Origin of the sequence: Xaviernesmea oryzae (assembly GCF_900109605.1) — a bacterium.
GTDB classification, from domain to species: Bacteria; Pseudomonadota; Alphaproteobacteria; order Rhizobiales; family Rhizobiaceae; genus Xaviernesmea; species Xaviernesmea oryzae.
In genome coordinates, this window is record NZ_FOAM01000009.1 from 52,512 (window position 1) to 74,196 (window position 21,685).

The 21,685-nt window shown below is 63.5% G+C and carries 19 protein-coding genes; 8 read left to right on the forward strand and 11 right to left on the reverse strand.

Annotated features, from left to right (window positions below; genetic code table 11):
* Positions 1 to 39: 39 nt before the first annotated feature.
* The 6 genes from BMX61_RS12840 to BMX61_RS12865 all read right to left on the reverse strand — a co-directional run bounded on the left by BMX61_RS12840 (position 40) and on the right by BMX61_RS12865 (position 7,254).
* Positions 40 to 1,941, reverse strand: a complete 1,902-nt coding sequence (locus BMX61_RS12840) for a potassium transporter Kup (RefSeq protein ID WP_075626630.1) — start codon at positions 1,939 to 1,941, stop codon at positions 40 to 42.
* 112 nt (positions 1,942 to 2,053) lie between these two features.
* Positions 2,054 to 3,451: a chromate efflux transporter gene (chrA, locus tag BMX61_RS12845; protein WP_075626631.1), complete on the reverse strand. Its 1,398-nt coding sequence runs from the start codon at positions 3,449 to 3,451 to the stop codon at positions 2,054 to 2,056.
* A gap of 136 nt (positions 3,452 to 3,587) precedes the next feature.
* Entirely contained in the window at positions 3,588 to 4,040 is a 453-nt protein-coding gene (cueR, locus tag BMX61_RS12850; RefSeq protein ID WP_075626746.1) for a Cu(I)-responsive transcriptional regulator, read from the reverse strand.
* Positions 4,040 to 6,376, reverse strand: coding sequence for a heavy metal translocating P-type ATPase (locus BMX61_RS12855; RefSeq protein WP_083639339.1), 2,337 nt, complete (start codon positions 6,374 to 6,376; stop codon positions 4,040 to 4,042). Before BMX61_RS12855 ends, cueR begins: the two co-directional genes overlap by 1 nt.
* 132 nt (positions 6,377 to 6,508) lie before the next feature.
* Positions 6,509 to 6,712: a heavy-metal-associated domain-containing protein gene (locus tag BMX61_RS12860; RefSeq protein WP_075626633.1), complete on the reverse strand. Its 204-nt coding sequence runs from the start codon at positions 6,710 to 6,712 to the stop codon at positions 6,509 to 6,511.
* Between the two features lie 347 nt (positions 6,713 to 7,059).
* Positions 7,060 to 7,254 (reverse strand): hypothetical protein, encoded by a 195-nt coding sequence (locus tag BMX61_RS12865; protein ID WP_075626634.1) that lies wholly within the window; start codon positions 7,252 to 7,254, stop codon positions 7,060 to 7,062.
* A 333-nt stretch (positions 7,255 to 7,587) separates the two neighbouring features.
* Between BMX61_RS12865 and BMX61_RS12870 the strand changes: the two genes are divergently transcribed.
* Positions 7,588 to 9,519 (forward strand): DEAD/DEAH box helicase, encoded by a 1,932-nt coding sequence (locus BMX61_RS12870; protein WP_075626747.1) that lies wholly within the window; start codon positions 7,588 to 7,590, stop codon positions 9,517 to 9,519.
* 162 nt (positions 9,520 to 9,681) lie between these two features.
* On the opposite strand, the gene BMX61_RS12875 is transcribed toward BMX61_RS12870, so the two are convergent.
* From BMX61_RS12875 to BMX61_RS12885, 3 genes are all read right to left on the reverse strand, one after another.
* Positions 9,682 to 10,365 (reverse strand): sulfite oxidase-like oxidoreductase, encoded by a 684-nt coding sequence (locus tag BMX61_RS12875; protein ID WP_075626748.1) that lies wholly within the window; start codon positions 10,363 to 10,365, stop codon positions 9,682 to 9,684.
* A gap of 225 nt (positions 10,366 to 10,590) precedes the next feature.
* Positions 10,591 to 10,827, reverse strand: coding sequence for a DUF982 domain-containing protein (locus tag BMX61_RS12880; protein ID WP_075626635.1), 237 nt, complete (start codon positions 10,825 to 10,827; stop codon positions 10,591 to 10,593).
* A 292-nt stretch (positions 10,828 to 11,119) separates the two neighbouring features.
* Complete coding sequence (locus BMX61_RS12885; protein WP_075626749.1) at positions 11,120 to 11,833, reverse strand: GntR family transcriptional regulator; 714 nt, start codon at positions 11,831 to 11,833, stop codon at positions 11,120 to 11,122.
* A 325-nt stretch (positions 11,834 to 12,158) separates the two neighbouring features.
* Between BMX61_RS12885 and BMX61_RS12890 the strand changes: the two genes are divergently transcribed.
* The 6 genes from BMX61_RS12890 (at position 12,159) to BMX61_RS12915 (ending at position 18,634) form a co-directional block, all read left to right on the forward strand.
* Positions 12,159 to 13,250 carry an ABC transporter ATP-binding protein gene (locus tag BMX61_RS12890; protein ID WP_075626636.1) on the forward strand — a complete coding sequence of 364 codons (1,092 nt, stop codon included), beginning with the start codon at positions 12,159 to 12,161 and terminating at the stop codon, positions 13,248 to 13,250.
* Positions 13,251 to 13,292: 42 nt separating this feature from the next.
* Entirely contained in the window at positions 13,293 to 14,594 is a 1,302-nt protein-coding gene (locus BMX61_RS12895; RefSeq protein WP_075626637.1) for an ABC transporter substrate-binding protein, read from the forward strand.
* A gap of 71 nt (positions 14,595 to 14,665) precedes the next feature.
* The gene (locus BMX61_RS12900) at positions 14,666 to 15,580 is read left to right on the forward strand and encodes an ABC transporter permease (protein WP_075626638.1); all 915 of its coding nucleotides are present in this window, start codon (positions 14,666 to 14,668) and stop codon (positions 15,578 to 15,580) included.
* A 5-nt stretch (positions 15,581 to 15,585) separates the two neighbouring features.
* A complete protein-coding gene (locus tag BMX61_RS12905; protein WP_075626639.1) occupies positions 15,586 to 16,404 on the forward strand; it encodes an ABC transporter permease in 819 nt (272 codons plus the stop codon).
* Positions 16,405 to 16,419: 15 nt separating this feature from the next.
* Entirely contained in the window at positions 16,420 to 17,148 is a 729-nt protein-coding gene (locus tag BMX61_RS12910) for an aspartate/glutamate racemase family protein (RefSeq protein ID WP_075626640.1), read from the forward strand.
* 190 nt (positions 17,149 to 17,338) lie between these two features.
* The gene (locus tag BMX61_RS12915) at positions 17,339 to 18,634 is read left to right on the forward strand and encodes a flavin monoamine oxidase family protein (RefSeq protein WP_075626641.1); all 1,296 of its coding nucleotides are present in this window, start codon (positions 17,339 to 17,341) and stop codon (positions 18,632 to 18,634) included.
* A gap of 43 nt (positions 18,635 to 18,677) precedes the next feature.
* Here BMX61_RS12915 and BMX61_RS12920 read toward each other — a convergent pair whose 3' ends face one another.
* On the reverse strand, positions 18,678 to 19,460 hold the full coding sequence (locus BMX61_RS12920; protein ID WP_075626750.1) for a DUF1194 domain-containing protein: 783 nt from the start codon (positions 19,458 to 19,460) through the stop codon (positions 18,678 to 18,680).
* A gap of 119 nt (positions 19,461 to 19,579) precedes the next feature.
* Between BMX61_RS12920 and BMX61_RS12925 the strand changes: the two genes are divergently transcribed.
* On the forward strand, positions 19,580 to 20,938 hold the full coding sequence (locus BMX61_RS12925) for a glucoamylase family protein (RefSeq protein WP_075626642.1): 1,359 nt from the start codon (positions 19,580 to 19,582) through the stop codon (positions 20,936 to 20,938).
* Between the two features lie 111 nt (positions 20,939 to 21,049).
* Here the strand turns inward: BMX61_RS12925 and BMX61_RS12930 are convergent, their stop codons facing one another.
* Entirely contained in the window at positions 21,050 to 21,607 is a 558-nt protein-coding gene (locus BMX61_RS12930; RefSeq protein ID WP_075626643.1) for a hypothetical protein, read from the reverse strand.
* Between the last annotated feature and the right edge of the window lie 78 nt (positions 21,608 to 21,685).

Below are 21,685 nucleotides of genomic sequence, written 5' to 3' on the forward strand. Positions count from 1 at the left end.
GACGCAGCGTACTGCGCACCAACAGCCGCGATCGTTGTCTCAGATCACCACCTGCTCGCCGATCTCGACCACGCGATTGGCCGGCAGGTGGAAATAGTCCGAAGGGTCGATGGCTGCCCCTGCGAGCGCGATAAACAGCCGGTCCTGCCATTGGGGCATGCCCGATTTCGCGTCGCCCACCAGCTTGCGCCGGCCGAGATAGAAAGAGGTCGACATGATTTCGAACTTGAAGCCGGCCTTTCGGCACTGGCCCAGCGCCTTCGAGACGTTCTGCGTCTCCATGAAGCCGAATTTGAGCTCCAGCTTAGTGAAGCGCTCGGAGATCTTTGTCAGCGTGAAGCGCTGCTCTTCCGGCAGATAGGGAATGCCGGCGGTCTTGATCGTCAGGATGACATTGTGCTGATGCAGCACGTGATTGTGCTTGAGATTGTGCAGGAGAACGGCCGGCGTCTTGTCCGGCACGCTGGTGAGGAACACGGCCGTACCAGGCACTTCGACCGGCGCGTGGTCCGATTTCCGTTCGATGGAGGCGATGAAGGCCTCCAGCGGGATCTCGTGGCGCGCGGTCTTTTCGCGCAGCAGCATGGTGCCTTTGCGCCAGGTCCACATCATGATCATGATGCCGGCGGCGATCAGCACCGGCACATAGCCGCCATCATGGATCTTCAGGAGATTGGCGGCAAGGAAGATGCATTCGAGCAGGAACAGCGGCAGGAGGCAGGCCGCCGCCGTCATCGGCTTCCAGCCCCAGACGACGCGTAGGAACTGGAACGAGAGCATGGTGGTCACCACCATCGCGCCGGTGACCGAGATGCCATAGGCCGTGGCCAGCGATTCAGACGAGCCGAAGGTGAAGATCAGCAGCAGTACGCCGACAAGCAGCAGCGTGTTGACGGCGGGCACATAGATCTGCCCCGTATTCGTCTCGGAGGTGAAGCAGACTTCGAGACGCGGCAGGAACCCGAGATGGATGGCCTGGCGGGCCAGCGAGAAGGCGCCTGTGATCACCGCCTGGCTGGCGATGATGGTGGCAAGCGTGGCCAGGATCACCACCGGCAGCAGCGCCCATTCGGGAAACATCAGATAGAAGGGGTTTTCGATCTTTTCCGGCTGGTCGAGCACCAGTGCACCCTGGCCGAGATAGTTGAGCGCCAGCGCGGGGAAGACCAGGATGAACCAGGCGACCTGGATCGGCCGCCGGCCGAAATGGCCGAGATCGGCGTAAAGCGCTTCCGCCCCCGTGACCGTCAGAAACACCGCGCCGAGCACGATCAGCCCGACGAAGCCGGCATGGCCGAGAAAGCTGATGGCATGCAACGGGTTGAGAGCATGAAGGATCGTATAGTCGTCGGCGATGTGCACGGCGCCGCCGATGCCCATGACCAGGAACCAGATCACGGTGATCGGGCCGAAAAAATTCGACACGGCCGCCGTGCCGCGAGACTGTACCATGAACAGTGCCACCATGATGGCCACCGAGATCGGCAGCACATAATCCGACAAAGCAGGCGTAACCAGTTTCAGTCCTTCCACCGCCGACAGCACGGACAGGGCTGGCGTGATCATCGCATCGCCGATGAACAGCGCTGCGCCGATGATGCCGGCAAAGAACAGGACCTTGTTGTAGCGGCTGGCCTTCTTCATCAACAGCGCCAGCAGCGACAGCGTGCCGCCTTCGCCGTCATTGTCGGCGCGCAGCAGGAAGAGGACATATTTGAAGGTGACGATCACCGTCAGCGTCCAGACCATCAGCGAGATCAGGCCGACGACTTCTTCATGGCTGACGCCATCGTGGGCGAAGGGGCGCAGCGCCTCGCGGAAGGCGTAGAGCGGGCTTGTGCCGATGTCGCCATAGACGACGCCGATGGAGCCGAGCACGAGGACGAGGAATTTACGCATGTCCGCGTTCTGCGCGACGGAATGGTCCGTGGATGTCGTCATTGGCTTTCCGGTCCGCCGACGGACCGCTCGTGGGATGAGGTTTTCAGGGAGATATGGCGCATGGGCCTGTCTTGATCAAAGGGGAGCGTGCAAGATTAGCGATGCGCATGGGTCAGGACAGGCGGTTGATCAGGATGCCGGCCAGCGCCGCCAGACCGAGCAGCGGCATGACGGACACGCGCATGGCAAAGACCAGAAAGGCTGCTCCCGCCGTTAACATCAGCGCGAACGGCCTGATCGAGGCCGGCTGTGGCAGGTCGAGGGTGATTGGCCCCGCCTGCCAGGAGACGACGTCGGCAAACAGCGTGTGCACCGCGAACCAGAGCGCGAGATTAGCGATCACGCCCACTACCGCGGCGGTGATGGCCGACAACGCGGCCGAGAGCGAATGGTTGCCCCGCAGCCGTTCGATGAAGGGTGCGCCGAGAAAGATGAAGAGAAAGCAGGGCAGGAAGGTGACCCAGGTGGTCAGCACTGCCCCGAGCGTCGCCGCCTCCAGCGGCGCCATGGCGCCGGGCTGGCGATAGGCGCCGAGGAAACCGACGAATTGCAGAACCATGATCAGCGGTCCCGGCGTCGTTTCGGCCAGCGCCAGCCCGTCCAGCATCTCGCCGGGCTTTAGCCAGCCATAATGGCCAACCGCCTCCTGGGCGACATAGGCCAGCACGGCGTAGGCGCCGCCGAAGGTGACGACGGCCATTTTGGAAAAGAACAGGCCGATGGCCGTGAAGACATTGCCGGGGCCGAAGACCAGCCAGCTTGCCAGCACGGGAGCTGCCCAGAGCAGGCCCAGGATGGCCGCCATCTTCAGCGACCAGCCGACCGTCGGCCGGGCATGAGCGGGAACGGCTTCGCCAAGTGCGGTGCCTTCGTCGGAGGGCGCGGCCGCGCCCGGAATGGGCGCTGTGGCGCGCCTGTCGAAGCCGGGCAGGCTCAGCCATGAAGCGAGAAAACCGAATAGCCCGGCCAGCACGATCACCAGCGGAAAGGGAAGATGCAGAACCGCCAAAGCGAGGAAGGCGGCAACGGCAACGGCCACCTGCAGCCGGCCTTTCAGCGCCCGGCTGGCGATGCGCAGCAGCGCCTGGACGACGATGACCAGCACCGCCGCCTTCAGGCCGAGGAAAACCCCGTCCAGAAGCGCCGTGCCGCCGTAAAGCACATAAACGAAGCTCAGACCCAGGATCGACAGGAATCCCGGTAGGATGAAGAGCAGCCCGGCAGCCAGGCCGCCGCGCACGCCATGCATCAGCCAGCCGATATAGGTGGCAAGCTGCTGCGCCTCCGGGCCGGGCAGCAGCATGCAGTAATTCAAGGCATGGAGAAAACGGCGCTCGCCGATCCAGCGCTTTTCTTCCACAAGCACGCGATGCATCAGCGCGATCTGCCCGGCTGGACCGCCGAAGCTCAAGGCGGCAATGCGCGCCCAGACAAGAAGCGCATCACCGAAGGAAATGCCATGGGCGGGCACTGCCGTGCCGGCCGTCAGCCTTTCGCTCGTCTGGACCAAAGCCCGCACTCCGCCCAATTGAAGCCTTTTCGTGGCAAGCCATAGGCGCTTCCAAGGCAGAGGGCAAGACGGGCCGCGGCGCATCGCCGTGGCAAAGACAGCCTCGCGGCAGCTCCGACTTACCTTTACACGTTCCTCACGCCCGGTCCGCCGCGCCGAATTTGGTGGTCAGTCGGGGAAGCACAGCGGATTCGTCCTCATGGCCGCCGGCGAAATCCTGGAGGATCGGGCAGTCCGGCCTATCGTCCCCATGGCAATGTTCGACGAGATGGCGCAGCGTTCCGGTCATGGCGGCGATGGCTTGCGCCTTGCGCTCAAGCTCGGCGATATGCGCCTGGGCAATGGCGCGCACATCGGCGCTGGCGCGGGAGCGATCGCGCCAGAGCGCCAGGAGCGCCTTCATCTGCTCGACGGAGAAGCCGAGGTCGCGGGCGCGGCGGATGAAGCGCAGGGCGTGAACATCGTCCGCGCCATAGGTGCGATAGTGCGCCTCGCTGCGTCCGGCCGGCGAAATCAGCTCGATTTTCTCATAATAGCGGATCATCTTGGCCGAGACGCCGCTTTGCCGTGCGGCATCACCTATTGTCATCATGTGCGTGCCTCCAGATCGATACGGCGCAGCCGCAGGGCATTGGCCAGCACGAAGATACTCGAAAGCGCCATGGCGCCGGCGGCAAGAACAGGCGACAGCAGCAGGCCGAAGGCGGGATAGGCCAGGCCCGCCGCGACCGGGATCAGCACGACATTATAGGCAAAGGCCCAGAAGAGGTTCTGGCGGATATTGGCCAGCGTCGCCCGGCTGATGGTGAGCGCACGAGCGATGCCCAGCGGGTTGCCAGCGACCAGAACCACATCCGCGCTTTCGATCGCCACATCCGTGCCGGTGCCGACGGCAATGCCGACATCGGCCTCCGACAGCGCCGGGGCGTCGTTGATGCCGTCACCGACAAAGGCCACGCTTTCGCCTCCGGCCTTCAGGGCGCGGACTGCGTCCCGCTTGCCGGATGGCAGCACCTCGGCCACGACATGGTTGATGCCGAGCCGGCGGGCAATGGCGTCGGCAGTCACCCTGTTGTCGCCGGTGATCATGGCAAGCTTCAGCCCTGCCTGACGCAGCGCGGCCACCGCTTGCTTCGCCTCTGGACGAACGGGATCCGAGACTGCAAGCAAGGCCACCAGACGGCCATCGACAGCAAGGTAGATGGGTGTGCGGCCTTCGGCTGCCATCGCCTGGGCCTGATCGGCGAAGCCCGACAGGTCAAGGCCGCGCGCGGCCAGCGCCCTGTCGGCGCCAATCGTCACCATCACGCCATCGACCTCGGCTTCGGCGCCCAGGCCGGGCAGGGCGGCAAAGCGCAGCGCCTTGGCCAGCGCCAGCCCACGCGCCTGCGCAGCCTCGACGATGGCGCGCGCGATCGGATGTTCCGACATTTGCTCCACCGAGGCGGCCAGGCGCAACGCATCGGCCTCGGCAAGGCCGAGGGTAACCAGATCGGTCAGGCGCGGCCTGCCTTCGGTCAGCGTTCCCGTCTTGTCGAAGGCGATTAGCGATACGCTGCTCAGCACTTGCAGGCTTTCACCCTTGCGAAAGAGCACGCCGAACTCGGCCGCACGTCCGGTGCCGACCATGATCGAGGTGGGCGTGGCAAGGCCCATGGCACATGGGCAGGCGATGATGAGCACGGACACGGCCTGAACCAGCGCGAAAGGCAGAGCGGGGGCAGGCGCCAAGGCAAGCCAGGCAAAAAAGGTGAGGGCTGCGACCACGATCACCGCGGGCACGAACCAGCCGACCACGCGATCCGCCAGGGTCTGGATCGGCAGCTTGGCACCCTGCGCTGCCTCGACGAGCGCCACGATCTGGGCCAGCAGCGTCGCCTCCCCGACATGGGTGGCGCGGAAGGTGAAGCTGCCGGTGGTATTGACCGTGCCGCCGAGCACCCGGTCTCCGCCCGCTTTCTCCACGGGGAGTGGCTCGCCTGAAATCATCGATTCATCAACAAAGGATTGGCCATCGATCACGACACCATCGACCGGAACGCGATCGCCCGGACGGATGCGCAGGGTGTCGCCGACGACGACCTCGGCCAGCGGCACGCTCAGAATGACGCCGTCACGCTCCACATTGGCTGTTTTTGCTTGGAGGCGTGCCAAGCGGCGGATGGCCTGGCTGGTCCGTCCACGGGCACGGGCTTCCAAGAGCCGCCCGACGAGAATCAGCGTGACGATAACGGCGGCAGCCTCGAAATAGAGGTGGTCCGTGCCCTCGGGCAGGAGCATGGGCAGAAAGGTGGAGAGCGTGGAATAGCTCCAGGCGGCCGATGTACCGAGCACCACCAGGGCGTTCATATCAGGCGCCAGGCGAAACAGGGCCGGCAGGCCATGGCGGAAGAAGCGCAGGCCAGGGCCGAAAAGCACGGCGCTAGCGAGGGCGAATTGCAGGATACGGCTTCCCTGAAAACCAATCGTTTCCATCACGAAGGCATGGAAGGCGGGGACCATATGGCCGCCCATCTCCAGAAGGAACAGCGGCAGGGTCAGCCCGGCGGAGATCCAGACAGCGCGCCTGAGCGCGCTCAGGTCATGCTGGCGACGCGCCTCCTGGTCGGCGGCTGCCCGCTCGCGCTCCTGAGCCCTGATGTCGCGCGCCTGATAGCCTGCCTTGGCAACGGCCGCGATCAGCGCCTCGGTGATGAGGCCGCCATTCGGTTCGCTCGTCTGTGGGTGGATGGTCGCGCGCTCCGTCGCCAGGTTGACAGTGGCCTCGGCCACGCCCGGAACGGCTTTGAGCGCCCGCTCCACCCTGTTGACACAGGCAGCACAGCTCATGCCTTCGATTGTCAACGTGGTCACGGAAGACTGTTTTGCCGCTTCAGGCTGCGTGTCCGGCGAGGAAAGGGCAGGGCGGGTGGCGGAATGGATCATGGTCTGGCTTCTCCGACGGGGCCGGATCAAGGATATGGATGAGGCCTTTGTCGCGCGCTGCTACGCGTGGTGACCGCGCAGGGCGGGCGCCGGCCTCGTGATGCGGCCAGCGCTTTCGCATGGTCAGGCGCTTCAGGCCGTCCGCCGCGCGGCATAGCCCGCATCTTCAATGGCCTTGGCCAAGGCTTCGGGCGGCAGAGCGGAGACGATGGTGGCCGTGCGTGCCGCGAGATCGATGCGGGTTTCCGCTGCGGCATCGATGTCGGCGATCGCGCCTGAAACGGCTTTCACGCAATGGCCGCAGCTCATGTCGGGGATGGAAAAATCGTAGGTCATGTGCGTCTCCTTCAAGAAACAGCCGGCCTGTGCAGGCACAGACGCCGGCGATCCTCCAGACGATAGGGCTTCCCATCATGGGAAGGTCAAGGCGCTTTCGGGCTTTTGTGGCTTTGTGCCGCGGATCTGCAGATTGATGCCGCCAGAACGCAGGCAAAGAAAAAGGCCGGGCGATGAAACCCGACCTTCCTTCAATCGTCTCGACAGCGGTGCCAGTACATCCGTGGTCACGCAGCTGGAAACGATGTATGCGGCTTAAGATGGTGTATCGGGCGAAGCATTCAAGAGCCGGATCGCATTTGTTTTTCCGATTGGGCTCAATTCAGCCTCAGCGCCATCTTGAGGGATCAATGTGCAGCCAGCGGCATGGCGTTGCTGGCCTTGTAGTCCCAATTTTCCCGCGCGAATTCCACGGCTGCCGCTTCCGCACTTTCCTTGGTCCGGAATTTGTCCCGGATCACATGGCTGCGATTGCGGCATTGCAGCAGCACGGTGCCGCTGCGAAAATCATATTGGACCTGAAGTTGATCCGCTGCTTTCATGGCTTCCTCCCAAGGTTTTGGAGCGCTTTATCCCACCTGCGCCATTAACCTTAACTAGGTGGCCCGTGTCGAGTTGCAAGCGCCATCACAAAAATGTTCATGTCTAAGCGGTACGCTCGGCACATTCTGCCACCTCCTCTTGCAGGATTTCTGCAGGTGGGTCAGGCGGGCTCAGCTCTCCTTGCTTCGGCCCCAAGCGGCGCCGCTCGACAAATCCTGGGGGATGCTCTATGAGACGCCCAATCCCGCGCGCGGCCGCCAGGCTCTGCGCGCCGCTCCGATCTCGGATATCCCGATATCGACCGCGACCTCCATTCCGAAAGACTGATGATCATGACTGAGTTCGAGGGCGTCGTTCCGGCGATTGCCGAAGCATTGACCAAACGCGGCTATGCGAGCTTCACCCCGGTTCAAAAGGCTGTGCTGGCCGCCGAGATGAATGGCCGCGATGCCTTGGTCTCGGCCCAGACCGGCTCCGGCAAGACTGTCGCCTTCGGCTTGGCCGTTGCCCCGACCCTGCTGAAGGATGCCGGCCGTTTCGGCCGGGCAAGCGCGCCGCTTTGCGTCGTCGTGGCTCCGACGCGCGAGCTTGCCATGCAGGTAAAGCGTGAATTCGAGTGGCTCTATGAATTCACCGGCGCCGAGATTGCCTCCTGCGTCGGCGGCATGGATGTGCGCACCGAGCGGCGCGCGCTGGAGCGCGGTGCCCATATCATCGTCGGCACGCCTGGCCGCCTCTGTGACCACGTGCGGCGCGGCGCGCTGGATCTCTCCTCCGTGCGTGCCGTCGTTCTGGACGAGGCCGACGAAATGCTCGATCTCGGCTTCCGCGAGGATCTGGAATTTCTGCTGGATGCCGCGCCGGCCGATCGCCGCACGCTGATGTTCTCGGCCACCGTTCCCCGCGCGATCGCCAATCTGGCGGCCAGCTATCAGCGCGATGCTTTGCGCATCTCGACCCAGGCTGAACAGAAGCAGCATGTCGACATCGACTATCAGGCGCTGGTCGTCGTCCCCGCCGATCGGGAGAACGCCATCATCAACCTCCTGCGCTTTCACGATGCGCAGAATGCCATCGTCTTCTGCTCCACCCGCGCGGCAGTCAATCATCTGACGGCACGCCTGCACAATCGCGGCTTTGCCGTGGTGGCGCTCTCGGGCGAACTCAGCCAAAGCGAGCGCACCCATGCGCTCCAGGCCATGCGCGATGGCCGCGCGCGCGTCTGCATCGCCACCGACGTCGCAGCGCGGGGCATCGACCTGCCAGGCCTCGAGCTTGTGATCCATGCCGACCTGCCGACGAATCCCGATACGCTCCTGCACCGCTCGGGCCGCACCGGGCGCGCCGGTCAGAAGGGTATCAGCGCACTGGTCGTGCCTACGAGTGCGCGCCGCAAGGCCGAGCGCATTCTGCGCGAGGCCCGCATCGAGGCCAACTGGACCCGTCCGCCATCGGCCGACGAGGTGTTGAAGCGCGATGACGAGCGCGTTCTGGCCGATCCTTCGCTGAACGAGCCCGTTGGCGAGGAAGAGGCGGCGCTGGCGGCGGAAATCGTCTCCCGTTTCAGCCCCGAAGTGGTGGCGGCGGCCTTTGTGCGCGGCCTGCGCGCCGGCCGCTCGGCCCCGGAAGATCTGGTGGAAATCAGCGTGGCGCCGGCGCCGCGCGAACGCGGCGCCCGCGAGCGCAGCGAAGGCACATTCGAGCCGACCCCGCGTGCGCCGCGCGAATCCTTCGGCGATAGCGTCTGGTTCGAGCTTTCGGCCGGCCGACGCGACAAGGTCGAGCCCCGCTGGCTGATCCCGGTGATGTGCCGCCTCGGCAAGATCACCAAGCAGGAGATCGGCGCGATCAAAATGCAGCAGGACGTGACCCACGTCGAAATTGCACGCGACTGGGCTGGGCGCTTCACCGAAGCGCTGGGCCCGAAGCGTCAGCTCGAACGTGGCATTACGGTCACCGAACTGCCGGGTGCGCCGGATCTTTCGGAGACCCGCCGGCCTGCTAAGAAGCCGTTTTCCCGAGATGGCGCGAGCGATTTCCGTGACGGCCCCAAGGCCGGGAAACCCGTCTGGAAGAATGATCGCCGTGACCGTCCCGAGGGCGAGGCTGCCAAGCCTTGGGCCAAGAAGGGGCCACGCAGCGAGGACGGCGCGCACACCGAGCGCAGGGCAGGCGAGGGCAAGAGCTACGAGAAAAAGAGCTTCGAGCCGCGCGGCGACAAGAAGCCCGGAGGCAAGCCTTTCAAGAAGGGGCCCAAGGCCTGACTTCCTATCAAGATCGGTGAATGCGGCCTGAGCGTTTCGGACGGTTACGGCCGCTCCCATTGCCGCGCGGTGTGGATGGATACTCGGGGTCGAGCATCCATCCCGCTGGTGGTAGCGTTACAGGCCATCGTCAACGCCGCCTGCGATGACAGCCTGTGACCCTCAATCCTCGGAATAGCGCTCTTCCGCCCAGGGGTCGCCGCGCATGTGATAGCCGTTCTTTTCCCAGAAGCCGGCGCGGTCTGCGGTCATGAAATCGATGCGCTCGATCCACTTCGCACTTTTCCAGAAATAGAGATGCGGCACTACAAGCCGAACAGGACCGCCATGTTCGCGTGTCAGCGGCTCGCCTTCCCAATGGGTTGCGAGAATGGCGTCCTCAACGGCGAAATCGGCAAGTGGCAGATTGGTCGTATAGCCATCATAGCTGCGCAGCATTACATGGGTGGCCTCAGCCTTCGGCCTGACACGGTCGAGAAGATCATGAACCGAAACACCCTGCCAGCGATTGTCATAGCGAGACCATGTGGTCACGCAATGAATATCGGAGACGAAGCGCGATTGTGGCAGGGCCTGAAAGGTCGCCCAGTTTAGATGCAGCGGCGTCTCGACAGCGCCTGTCACATCGAGCGACCAACTGGTCGTGCCGATTGACGGATGCTGCCCAAGATCGAGCACCGGCCAGTTCTTGACCAGATGCTGGCCTGGCGGCAGCCGATGATCGCCCGATCGGGCAACGCGGCCGGTGAGAAACCGACCCTCCTCTGCCCAGCGGCGCTTGGTCGCAGTCAGTTTGCTGTCCAGCGGCAGCGCAGTCTCCGATGCCGTGCCGGGCGTTTCGCCCATGTCGTCCTTGATGGGCTCATCCTGCATCACCGACACTCCTTGTTTGCGGGACCTGTCGGCAGATGTGTGCCCTTGGGGGCTGGTCGTCAAGAATGGCTGGTTTCGACCGGGCAAGGGAATGGCGTATTCCGTGTGCTGCCAGTCGTTGCGAAGCCGCCGGATGGCCTCCAGCGGCTCGTCGTCGGATCATCGCGGTGTAACACCTGGAGGCATGGTCGCACGAGGCTATGCCAGGATGCCGGCCTCCCGGGCTGCGGCAGTAAAGGAACGATAGGCGGCCTTGGCCGGGCGGATGCCATCAAGGGCGTCAAGGCAATGCTGCACGGCCACCCGGTAGGCCCGGCCCCGTGTGCCCGGCCAGCGCCGCAGGAACTCGGCAGCATCCCAGGCGGTGGAGATAATGGTCTCCTGGCTCTGGCGCGCCAGAACGCGAACAGGATTAGGAAAACTCTTGTAACTCATACTCACCCTCATTTCACCGGGTAGTCGGTTCGCTGAATGCGGACCGTCCGACCTGGCTGTCAGTCTCGCCATCATCCATCCCGCGCAAGGTGCGGGGAGGGATAGGCGGGTCGGTAACGCGGGGATGCGACGAGGGTTCCGTCCTTCGTTAAAATTTTCCCGACCATACGGTCTTTTCCCCGGACATCGACCGGGCGTGAAGCTTTCATGACGAAGACAAACGTCCCCGCTACAGCCAGCGAGCGCCGAGCGTCGGCTGGCAGCCAGGGCTCTGTCGTTGGAGATAGTCGGGTCAAAGCCCTTTGAGCAGCGCTTCCTTGAGATCGGTGCTCTTCTTTGGGCGCAGATCGAGATCGGCTTCGATATGATCGATATGGTGCAGCATCAGCGCTGCGGCGCGCTTAGTCTCGCCGGCTTCGAGATGATCGACGATCCGTTCATGCTCCTGATGTCCACAGCTCGAAATGGCAGACTGGCCGTAAAGCGCGATGACGAGGGACGAGCGGGCGACCAGCTCGTCCATGAAGCGGCGCATGACCGCATTGCCGGAAATATCGGCAAGCGCGAGATGAAAATCGCCCGATGCCTTGATTTCGGCGCGCCTGGCGCTTTGGCTGCGCTCATCCATCAGCCGCTCCTCGTCCTTCAGCAAGGCACGAAGATGGGTGATATCGGCCGGCGTAATCCGCCCGGCGGCGAGCGTGAGAATGCCGGGCTCCAGGATGCGACGCGAGGCGAAGATCTGGTGCGCCTCCTCCAGCGAGGGCGAGGCGACGAAGGCCCCGCGATTGCGCTCGACCAGAACCAGACCCTCATAGCTCAGCGCCTGGAGTGCACTGCGCACCAGCGTGCGGCTGACCTTGAAGATGGTGCCGACATCCGCTTCCGAAAGCTTGGTGCCGGGCGCAAGACGCCGGTCGACGATGGCGTCGCGCAAGGCGTCGCGGATCGTGTGGCTCGTCACCTCGGCATTGTCCTCGGCCGGTGCCGAGGCGGAAAAGGTCATGGTCATCGATGGGCCGTCATTGGAAAGCGGGCAGGGCTTGCCGCGCAGTCAGGCAAATCGCTTATGCGAAAAGGCCTGGTCGCATTTTAGCGGCAAAGGATCTGCGGGGTAAGGGCTATTTTGTATCCGTCATTCGGCCGAAATTGTATACGATCTGACCAAATTTTTGAGGTCAATCCGATCAAAACTTAAGCAGCAGCGCATGGCAACGTTTTAGGCGCTATCGCTAAATATCTGATTTCAAATCATGTGTTCTCTCATCTCTGTAGCTGGTCCGACTTGGCACGGTTGATGCTTTCTTAAGAAGGCGACCAGGGAGAGACTGATGTCCAAAGCCGCTGAAATCGATATCGTATCCGTTTCTAAGGTCTACGGCGCCACCACGGCGGTGCATGCCATTTCGCTGAAGATCCCGCCGGGCAGCTATTGCTGCTTTCTCGGGCCCTCCGGCTGCGGCAAGACCTCGACGCTGCGCATGATTGCCGGCCACGAAAGCATCTCCTCCGGCGATGTCAGGCTCGGTAATGTCGTGGTGACGGATTTTCCGCCCGCCAAGCGCGGCACGGCGATGATGTTCCAGTCCTATGCGCTGTTTCCCCATCTCGATCTGATCGACAATGTCGCCTTCAGCCTGAAGATGAAGGGCGTGGACAAGGATGCCAGACGCGCCAAGGCGCTGGATATGCTGAAGCTGATGCAGATGGAGCCCTACGCCACCCGCCGGCCGGCGCAGCTGTCAGGCGGCCAGCAGCAGCGTGTGGCTCTCGCCCGCGCGCTGATTACCGATCCGGAGGCCTTGCTGCTCGACGAGCCGCTGTCGGCGCTCGATCCCTTTCTGAAGATCCGCATGCGCGCCGAGCTGAAGCGCCTGCAGAAGGATCTCGGCATCACCTTCGTCCACGTCACCCACAGCCAGGAAGAGGCGATGGCGCTGGCCGATCTGATCGTCATCATGAATGATGGCCGCATCGAGCAGGCGGCCAGCCCGCGCGAAGTGTTCGAGCGGCCGGCCACCGCCTTCGTTGCCCGCTTCATGGGCGACCACAACGTGCTGTCCGGACGGGCTGTGGCGAGCGATCTTAACGGCATCGTCGCGTTCGAGACCTCGGGCGGCCAGGTCTTTCGGGTGTCGGGAAAGCCACATCAGCCCGGCGAGCCCGTCGATATCGGTATCCGTACCGACCGCGTGCGCCTTGCCGCGGCGACGGATGACGCGCCGGGCTTCAATGGCGTGGTCTCCAACATCGAATATCGCGGCGCGTCGGTGAAGCTCACCGTCATCGGCGCCGGCAGCGATGATTTCACGGTGATCCTGTCGGACGCCGATTATTTCGCTCAACCTGTCACGGTCGGCGACGCGGTCGCCTTGAGCTGGGCGCTCGAAGATGCCGTCCTGCTCGGCCGCGTGACGGCCTGAGCCCTTCCATTCCGCAGCATCATAACAACAGAGGGAACTGACATGACGAACGAGACCAAGACCGGCAAAGCCGCCAGCGCCGGCCTGACCCGCCGCTCTCTCCTGAAGACCGGCGCGGCCGCCGTCGGCGCGGTTGCCGGCTCCGGCGCCATCACCGGCTTCCCCACGATCTGGGCGCAGAACCCGATCACGCTGCGCCAGTTCGGCACGGGCGTATCGAACATCAATGCCATCGCCGAGAAGTGCAAAGCCGACCTCGGCATCACGCTGGAGATGACCGCGACGGATTCGGATGCCGCCGCCCAGCGCGCCGTTACCCAGCCCAAGTCCTACGACATCGCCGATATCGAATATTGGATCCTGAAGAAGGTCTATGCCGCCGGCGTCATCCAGCCGATGGACGTCAAGAAGCTGAAATATTTTGACAAGGTCGTGCCGCTCTTCATCACCGGCAAGCTCAAGCCCGACAGTGTCATCGCCCAGGGCACAGCGCCGCACACGGTCGGCTTCGTGGAGAAGCCTGGCGATAAGAAATTCGCCAAGGAACCGACCCAGTGGTTCACCATGATGCCGACGATCTACAATGCCGATACGCTCGGCATCCGTCCCGATCTGGTTGGCCGCGACATTTCCAGCTGGGCCGACATTCTCGATCCGGCCTTCAAGGGCAAGACCTCGATCCTCAACATTCCCTCGATCGGCATCATGGATGCCGCGATGATCATGGAAGCCTCCGGCAAGATCAAATATGGCGACAAGGGCAACATGACGAAGGCGGAAATCGACAAGACCATCGATTTCCTGATCGAGACCAAGAAGGCCGGCCAGTTCCGCGCTTTCTGGAAGAGCTTCGACGAGTCCGTCAACCTGATGGCTTCGGGCGAAGTCGTCATCCAGTCCATGTGGTCGCCGGCGGTCGCCGCCGTGCGCTCCAAGGGCATCGCCTGCAAGTATCAGCCGCTGAAGGAAGGCTATCGCGCCTGGGGCGGCGGTCTCGGTCTCGCCTCGCATCTCAAGGGTGCGGAGCTCGACGCGGCCTATGAATATATCAACTGGTACACCTCCGGCTGGGTCGGCGCCTACCTCAACCGCCAGGGCTATTATTCCGCCTGCATGGACACGGCCAAGGCGCACATGTCGCCTGACGAATGGGGCTACTGGATCGAAGGCAAGGCCGCACAGGGCGACATTGTCTCGCCCGAGGGCAAGGTAATGGAGAAGGCCGGTGCCGTGCGCGACGGCGGCTCCTTCGAAGACCGCATGGGCAAGGTCGCCTGCTGGAACTCCGTCATGGACGAGGACCGCTACATGGTCCGCCGCTGGAACGAGTTCATCGCCGCCTGATGACACGGCGCCCGGGCTTTTGCTGCCCGGGCGCTTTCCGGCCTCACCGACCGCAAAGGGGATGCGCAGCCATGGCATCGATCGCCTCGAAATCCGTCGCCGAAGACCCGGCGCAGGCGCAGGCACGCAGCCTGCGGTTGCCGCCCGCCGTCCTCTCTTATGTTCAGGCGACGCCGCTCATCCTCATTCTCGGCTTCTTCTTCCTGCTGCCGATCCTGATGATCGCGGTCGTCAGCTTCTGGGATTATGACTTCGCCGGCCTCTATCCCGATTTCCTGACGATGAATTACGAGGAAACGCTCGGCTCCTGGATCACCTGGAAGACCTATCTCAACACGCTGAAATATACGGTGCTCGTCTGGGGCCTGACCTTGGCGATTGGCTTCTGGGTCGCCTATTTCCTCGCCTTCCACATCCGCACGACGACGATGCAGATGGTCCTCTTCCTCGTCTGCACCGTGCCCTTCCTCACCTCCAACATCATCCGCATGATCTCCTGGATCCCGGTGCTCGGGCGAAACGGGCTGATCAATTCGGCGCTGATCGACATGGGGATCATTCCCGCGCCGATCGAATGGCTGCTCTATTCGGATTTCGCCGTGGTGCTGGCGCTGGTGCATTTGAACACGCTGTTCATGGTCACGCCGATCTTCAACACGCTGATGCGCATCGACCGGTCGCTGATCGAGGCCGCGCGCGATTGCGGCGCCACCGGCTGGCAGATCCTCTGGAACGTCATCCTGCCGCTTGCCAAGCCGGGCATGGCCATCGGCTCGATCTTCGTGGTGACGCTGACCATGGCGGATTTTTCCACCGTTCAGGTGATGTCCGGCGGGCAGAGCGCCTCGGTGGCGCTGATGATGAAGAACCAGATGTCGCTGCTGCAATATCCCGCCGCCGCCGCCAATGCCGTCGTCCTGCTCGTGGTCGTGCTGATGATGGTCGCGGCCATCCTGCGCGTCGTCGATATCCGCAAGGAGCTTTGAAAGCCATGCACCACGAGAAGCGCACCTTCGAATTTTACGTGCTTGCGGCCTTCTTCGCCCTGTTCGTCCTGTTTCTCTACGGACCGCTCTCGGCCGTCTTCATCCTCTCCTTTCAGGGCCCGAATGGAGGCCTGACCTTCCCGATGAACGGCGCCTCGCTGCACTGGTTCTTCAACCTGTTCGAAAAGCAGGCGGTCGGCGATTTCGGCGCCTCCTTCTCCCGCTCGCTGATGCTCGGGTTGATGGTCATGGTCGTCAATGTCGTGGTCTCGCTGATGGCAGGGCTTGCCTTCCGCCGTCGCTTCCCCGGCGCCAACATCCTCTTCTATGGCACGGTGGCGAGCCTCGTCGTGCCGTCGATCATCATCTCGCTCGGCATTGGCGTGGTCTTCAACCAGCTGGGCCTGCAGCCGGCCTGGTACTCCTCGGCCTTCGGCGCGCATCTCACCTGGACCTTGCCTTTCGGCGTGCTGATCATGTTCGCGGTCTTCAACCGCTTCTCGCCTTCTTATGAAGAGGCGGCACGCGATCTCGGCGCCTCTTCTTGGCAGACCTTCCGCCATGTGCTCCTGCCGATGATCGCGCCGAGCCTGATCGGTGTCGGCCTGTTCGGTTTCACGCTCTCCTACGACGAATTCGCCCGCACCTTGATGACCTCGGGCACCTACAACACGCTGCCGCTCGAAATCTACGGCATGACCACCAATGTGACGACGCCGGTGCTCTATGCGCTCGGCACCGTCACCACCCTGTTCTCCTTCAGCGTGATCCTCATGGCGCTTCTGGTCATTCTCGGCCTGCGCCGACGGGCCGCGCGCGCCTGACAAAGATCGGTTTCCATGCGCATTCTCATCGTCAATCCCAACACCACCGCCTCCATGACCGAGAAGGCGGCGATTGCCGCGCGCGCCGTGGCCGCACCGGGAACCGAGATCCTGGCCCGCACCTCCACCATGGGCCCGGCCTCGATCGAAGGCTATTATGACGGCGCCATGGCGCTGCCGGGGCTGCTCCAGGCGATCCGGGCTGGGGAGGCCGAAGGCTGCGACGCCGTCGTCATTGCCTGTTTCGACGATACCGGCCTCGATGCCGCCCGCGCCTTGGCTTCGGTTCCGGTGCTGGGCCTGTGCGGATCGGCCCTGATGACGGCGGGCTTCCTTGCCCAGCGCTTTAGCGTCGTTACGACGCTGGAGCGCTCGCGGGTGTTGATCGACAATCTCGCACGCCATTATGGCATGGCTGGGCGGGCGCGCGTGCGCGCAGCGGATATCCCGGTTCTCGATCTCGAACATCCTGGATCCGGCGCTCTCGAACGCCTGCAGGCGGAAATCGAGCGTGCGCTGGACGAGGACGGAGCAGAAGCCATCGTGCTTGGCTGTGCCGGCATGGCCGATCTCGCCGCCAGGCTTCAGGGCCAATATGGCGTCCCTGTGATCGACGGCGTCTCCGCTGCGGTCAAGCAGGCGGAAGCCCTTGTCGCCCAAGGCTTGAAGACAAGCAAACGCAGCGCCTACGCAGCCCCGCTGGCCAAGAGCTATCTCGGGGCGATGGCAGCATTTTCGCCGTGAAGCCGTAAGCCGGCGACGTCTGGCGGCGTGCCTTGCGTCTGGATAGCCTGGTCCAATCGAAGATGAGCCTCATTAGCCAGAACAAGGCTTTCCTTTTCTTTCTTCATGCATCGCCTCGGAAGCCGGGGCTTGACTTTGCCATCATCAGATCGATGTTCAGATCCAGCTAAAAGGACGATATGGTCGCTGGATGGATCAAAACGTTTTCGACGTGGTTGTGGTTGGTGCCGGTTTCGCGGGATTGAGCGCGGCCAGGAACTGCCAAAGTGCCGGGCGAAGCGTTTTGGTGCTGGAAGCGCGTGATCGGGTCGGCGGCAAGGCCGAAAGGCAGTTCGACGCGGAAGGCCGAGCTTGGGATGGCGGCGGCCAGTTTTTCTGCCGCGACATGACCGAGCTGAGCGAGCTCGTGCGCGAGCTGGGCTTCGCCAAGGCTAGGACATGGCTGAAGGGCGACTATCGGTTCTATCCGCCGCAGCCTGACGAGGTGGTCGAAGCGGCAGACACGGCGGCCGAGGCGCTGCGTGAACGATTGCGCACGCTTGATCCCGATGATCCCGCGCTTGGAAACGAGACGGTTGAGACATGGCTGTCTCGATGGGAGAGCACGACACTCGGCAAGGCTGCTTTTCGTTCGATGGTCGAAGGCTTGTGGTGCCGGCCACTGAGCGACATTCCCCTCTGGTTTCTCGTGTCCAATGATCGGCGCAATACCAATGAGGAAAACGAGCTCAAACGCTTCCTGCCCGAGGGCATGCAGGCTCTGGCCGAGGCGTTGGCGGCGCGTTTGGGTGAAGGCGTTATCCGGCTGGGTGATCCTGTGGCAGAGATCCGGCAGACCGCATCGGACTGCACGCTGACCCTGCAAAGTGGATCGACGGTACGTGCTCGGCAGGTCATCATCGCCGTTCCGCCTGTTGCCGCTCGCGGCATCGCCTTAACCCCTGCGCCTTCGCCCGGTTTGGCGCGAGCGCTTTCGGCCTGGAGCAGCGGCAGCGTGGTCAAGATGCTGCTGCGCTACGAGCGGCCGTTCTGGCGGGCGCTTGGCGCAAGCGGAATGATCACGGCTCCCGGCTCCGGCTCCTTCAGCTGCGACGCGAGCCTTGAAGGGCAGGAGGAGGGGCGGCTGATCGTCTTCCTCGGCGGCCCGCTGGCTGAAGAGTGGGCGGCCTGCAGCGAGGAGGCGCGGCGTGCCCTTGTGCTCGAACGCCTGACGCCGCTTGGGCCGCAAGCCGCACATCCTCTGGATATCACGGCGCGCAACTGGATCGATGATCGCTATAGCGGCGGCGGTTATGGCGATGTGATCACCGACGCAGAGGCGCGGGATGCAGAACGTCTGCTGCGCACGGGCGAGGGGCGGCTGCGCTTTGCGTCTTCGGAACTCTCCATGGCTTTTCCCTGCTATATCGAGGGTGCGCTTCTGTCCGGGCGCGCGGCCGCTGCGCTGACGCTTTCCGCTCTGGCGGCCGATGACGTTCGACGATAGAGACTGGGCTGCTACCACTCTGCTGATATTGAGTGTGTTCGATTCAGCGATCGAGAAAACTCGGCCGGAGCTTTTCGCCGATCATGCAGTGATCCTGCGCTGCGGCCGGGACGATGCGCGCCTCCGGCGGGGGCGTAACGCCGCTGACTTCCGTCACCAGTTTCTGACGGATGGCTTGGGCAAAATCCTCGCTCCGGTGCACCGGCATGACGAAGGCGCCCGGCCCGCCGATCACGCAATCGGCATAATAGCGGTCAAGGCCGATCGGCAGGGCGGACGGGCGGATAAGGATGGCAAGACCATTGACGATGGTGCCTGCAGCCACCGTGCGGTCGCGTGCCGGCGCCACGGGCGGGCCCATATTGTTGGCACCGTCGCCAGAGACGTCGATCACGCGGCGAATGGCGCTTGTCGGCGCCTTTTCCATCAGCGCGGCGGCAAAATCCAGAGCATGGGAGATCGACGTGCCCCGTCGTGTCGCGACCGGCCGTTCCGCAATGCGTGCCGCGAAGGCCCGCGCATCGGCCTCGCCTTCAATCACTGTCCACCCTGTCAGCGAGGCCTCGTCAATGCTTCCCGCCCATTCGAAATAGGCAAGCGCGATGCGGCCCGTACGGCCCGTGGTCACTGCGGAGAGAAACTGCGGATGGGTCAGGGCGTCTACATAGCCCCTGCGCTGGATAGCGGCCTCCTCGCTGTCCATCGAACCGGACATATCGACGGCCAGAACCAGGTTGACATCCACATCCGGCCGCGGTGCGGCGGTGACCCGGGCAGGGGTAGCCTGAAGCGCAGGCGCTGCCAACATGGCGATGAAGAAAAACATCATAAAGGCCGGCCGATGACACATCCAATCGTCCCCGGGCTGCGTATTGGCATAGTCTAGCATAGCGGCCTGCGTCCGCGAGCCTATGGCTCGCCCGGCCCAACACTTGTTCGTGACCCATGAATTTTGCTCTTCAGCATGGTTACAGTCCCGAGAGGCTGGCCGCCGCTTCCGATACCTCCCTTTGCGACGAACTGCAGCGTTCGGCTTTTCGCTATTTCCAGGATTATGGACAGGGCGCGCTTGGCCTGGTGGCTGACGCCTCATCCAAAGGCACACCCAGCAGCATCGCCGCCACCGGCTTCGGCCTAGCCTGCCTGCCCGTGGCGGCGGAGCGGGGATGGATGCCGCGCGAGGACGCTTACAAGGCGGCTTTGACCACGCTGCGCTTCTTTGCCGGCAGTCCGCAAAGCCGCGCACCCGTCGCCACCGGCTATCGGGGCTTCTACTATCATTTTCTCGACATGGAGAATGGCCAGCGTGCCTGGCGCAGCGAGCTGTCGCTGATCGACACCGCGCTTTTGCTGGCGGGCGCGCTGGTGGCTTCAGCCTATTTCACGCGCGGCGATGAGGGTGAGCTGCGCGATCTCGCGGATATGCTCTACGCCCGGGCAAACTGGAGCTGGGCCACGGCCGAGGACGGGGCGCTGACCCTCGGCTGGAAGCCGCGCACGGGCTTTTTGCCCTATCGCTGGGAGGGCTATAGCGAGGCACTGATTCTCTATGTTCTTGCGCTGGCTTCCCGCTCCTATCCCGCGCCGCCGCAAAGCTATCATCATTTTGCACGGCGCTGCGACTGGCACGACGTCAATGGCCAGCCCTTCCTTTATGCAGGACCGCTGTTCATCCACTTGTTTTCGCACGCCTTCATCGATTTTCGCGGCATATGCGATGGCATGGCTTCTGAGCATGGGACGGATTACTTCATCAATACGCAGACGGCGGTGGCCGTGCAGCGCGATTATGCCATCCGTAATCCACATGGCTTCAAAGGCTATGGCGCGGACTGTTGGGGCTTGACCGCCTGTGACGGGCCCCAGCGCTCGCGCCGCCTCTTCGATGGCCGTCGGCATGAGTTTAGCGGCTATCTCGCCCGGGGCGCTCCCTTCGGGCCGGATGACGGAACGCTGGCTCCTTGGGCGCCGCTCGCCTGCCTGCCCTTCGCTCCGGATGCGGCAATCGCCGGCACACGTCATCTGCTGGAAACCTATCCGAATGTGCTGAAGAACGGCCAGTTCGTCGGCAGTTTCAATCCCAGCGTTCCCGGCCCGACCTCCGAAGGCTGGCTGGACGACCGCGTCATCGGCCTCGATCAGGGCCTGCTCGTGCTGATGCTGGAAAATCATCGCAGCGGCATGATCTGGGAGCTGATGCGCGGCATTCCCTTGATCCGGCGTGGCCTTTCGGCGGCCGGCTTCGCGGGCGGCTGGCTGGAGACCCCGAGCCTGAGCGGCGGCCTGTTCTCGCCGGGGTTCTAGAGCATCGGACCGAAAAGTGGGAATCGGTTTTCGGAATGGTTCGATGCGGAAACAAAAACCTAGAGCGTCAGTCTGCGTATTGTTTTCAGTCCGGCGCTTTAGGGCCGCTCCTTATCGGCTCTCGCTGATCGGTGGTGCCGCAGGTCCGGCCGGCACGGCATGGATGCCGTCGATGCGGGTCGTCCAGGTCAAGGCGTTGGACAGGCCGCCTGCCGGCAGCGGCAAAGTCAGCACCAGGCTGATGTCACGGCTTTCGCCCGGGGGCAGCCGGGCGATGACCAAAGCGTGATCCTCGCCGATCTCGCGGCAGGGCGAGGCTGCGCAATCCTCCAGCCGCGCAAGCAGCGTGAAATAGTCGAGAACAGCCTGCGACCTGTTCGTTAGCCGGCCGGTCACGGTGAAATTGTTGATCGGTTTTCCCTGGGTAAAGGTCAGCGCCGCCAGGTCGATGTCTTCAGCGGTGATCGGCTGACGCGCATTGGTTTGGAATGGGGCTTGCGGATCTCTGTCCCGGCGGTCGCTGTCGGTCATCCAGACGATGAAGGCGGCGATGAGCACGATGGCGACGAGAACGCTCAGCACCGGTTCGGCCCAGCGCCGAAACCGGCTTGAGCGGAGCGCGCCATAAACGATCGCCAGCACCGCGACCGTCAGCAAAGCAACAGCCATTCCGTCCCGTCTCCCCCGCCTGGTTGCGCCCAGCACCCTGAAACCGTCACGCCGACACCTGCGGGAAACAATCCCGCG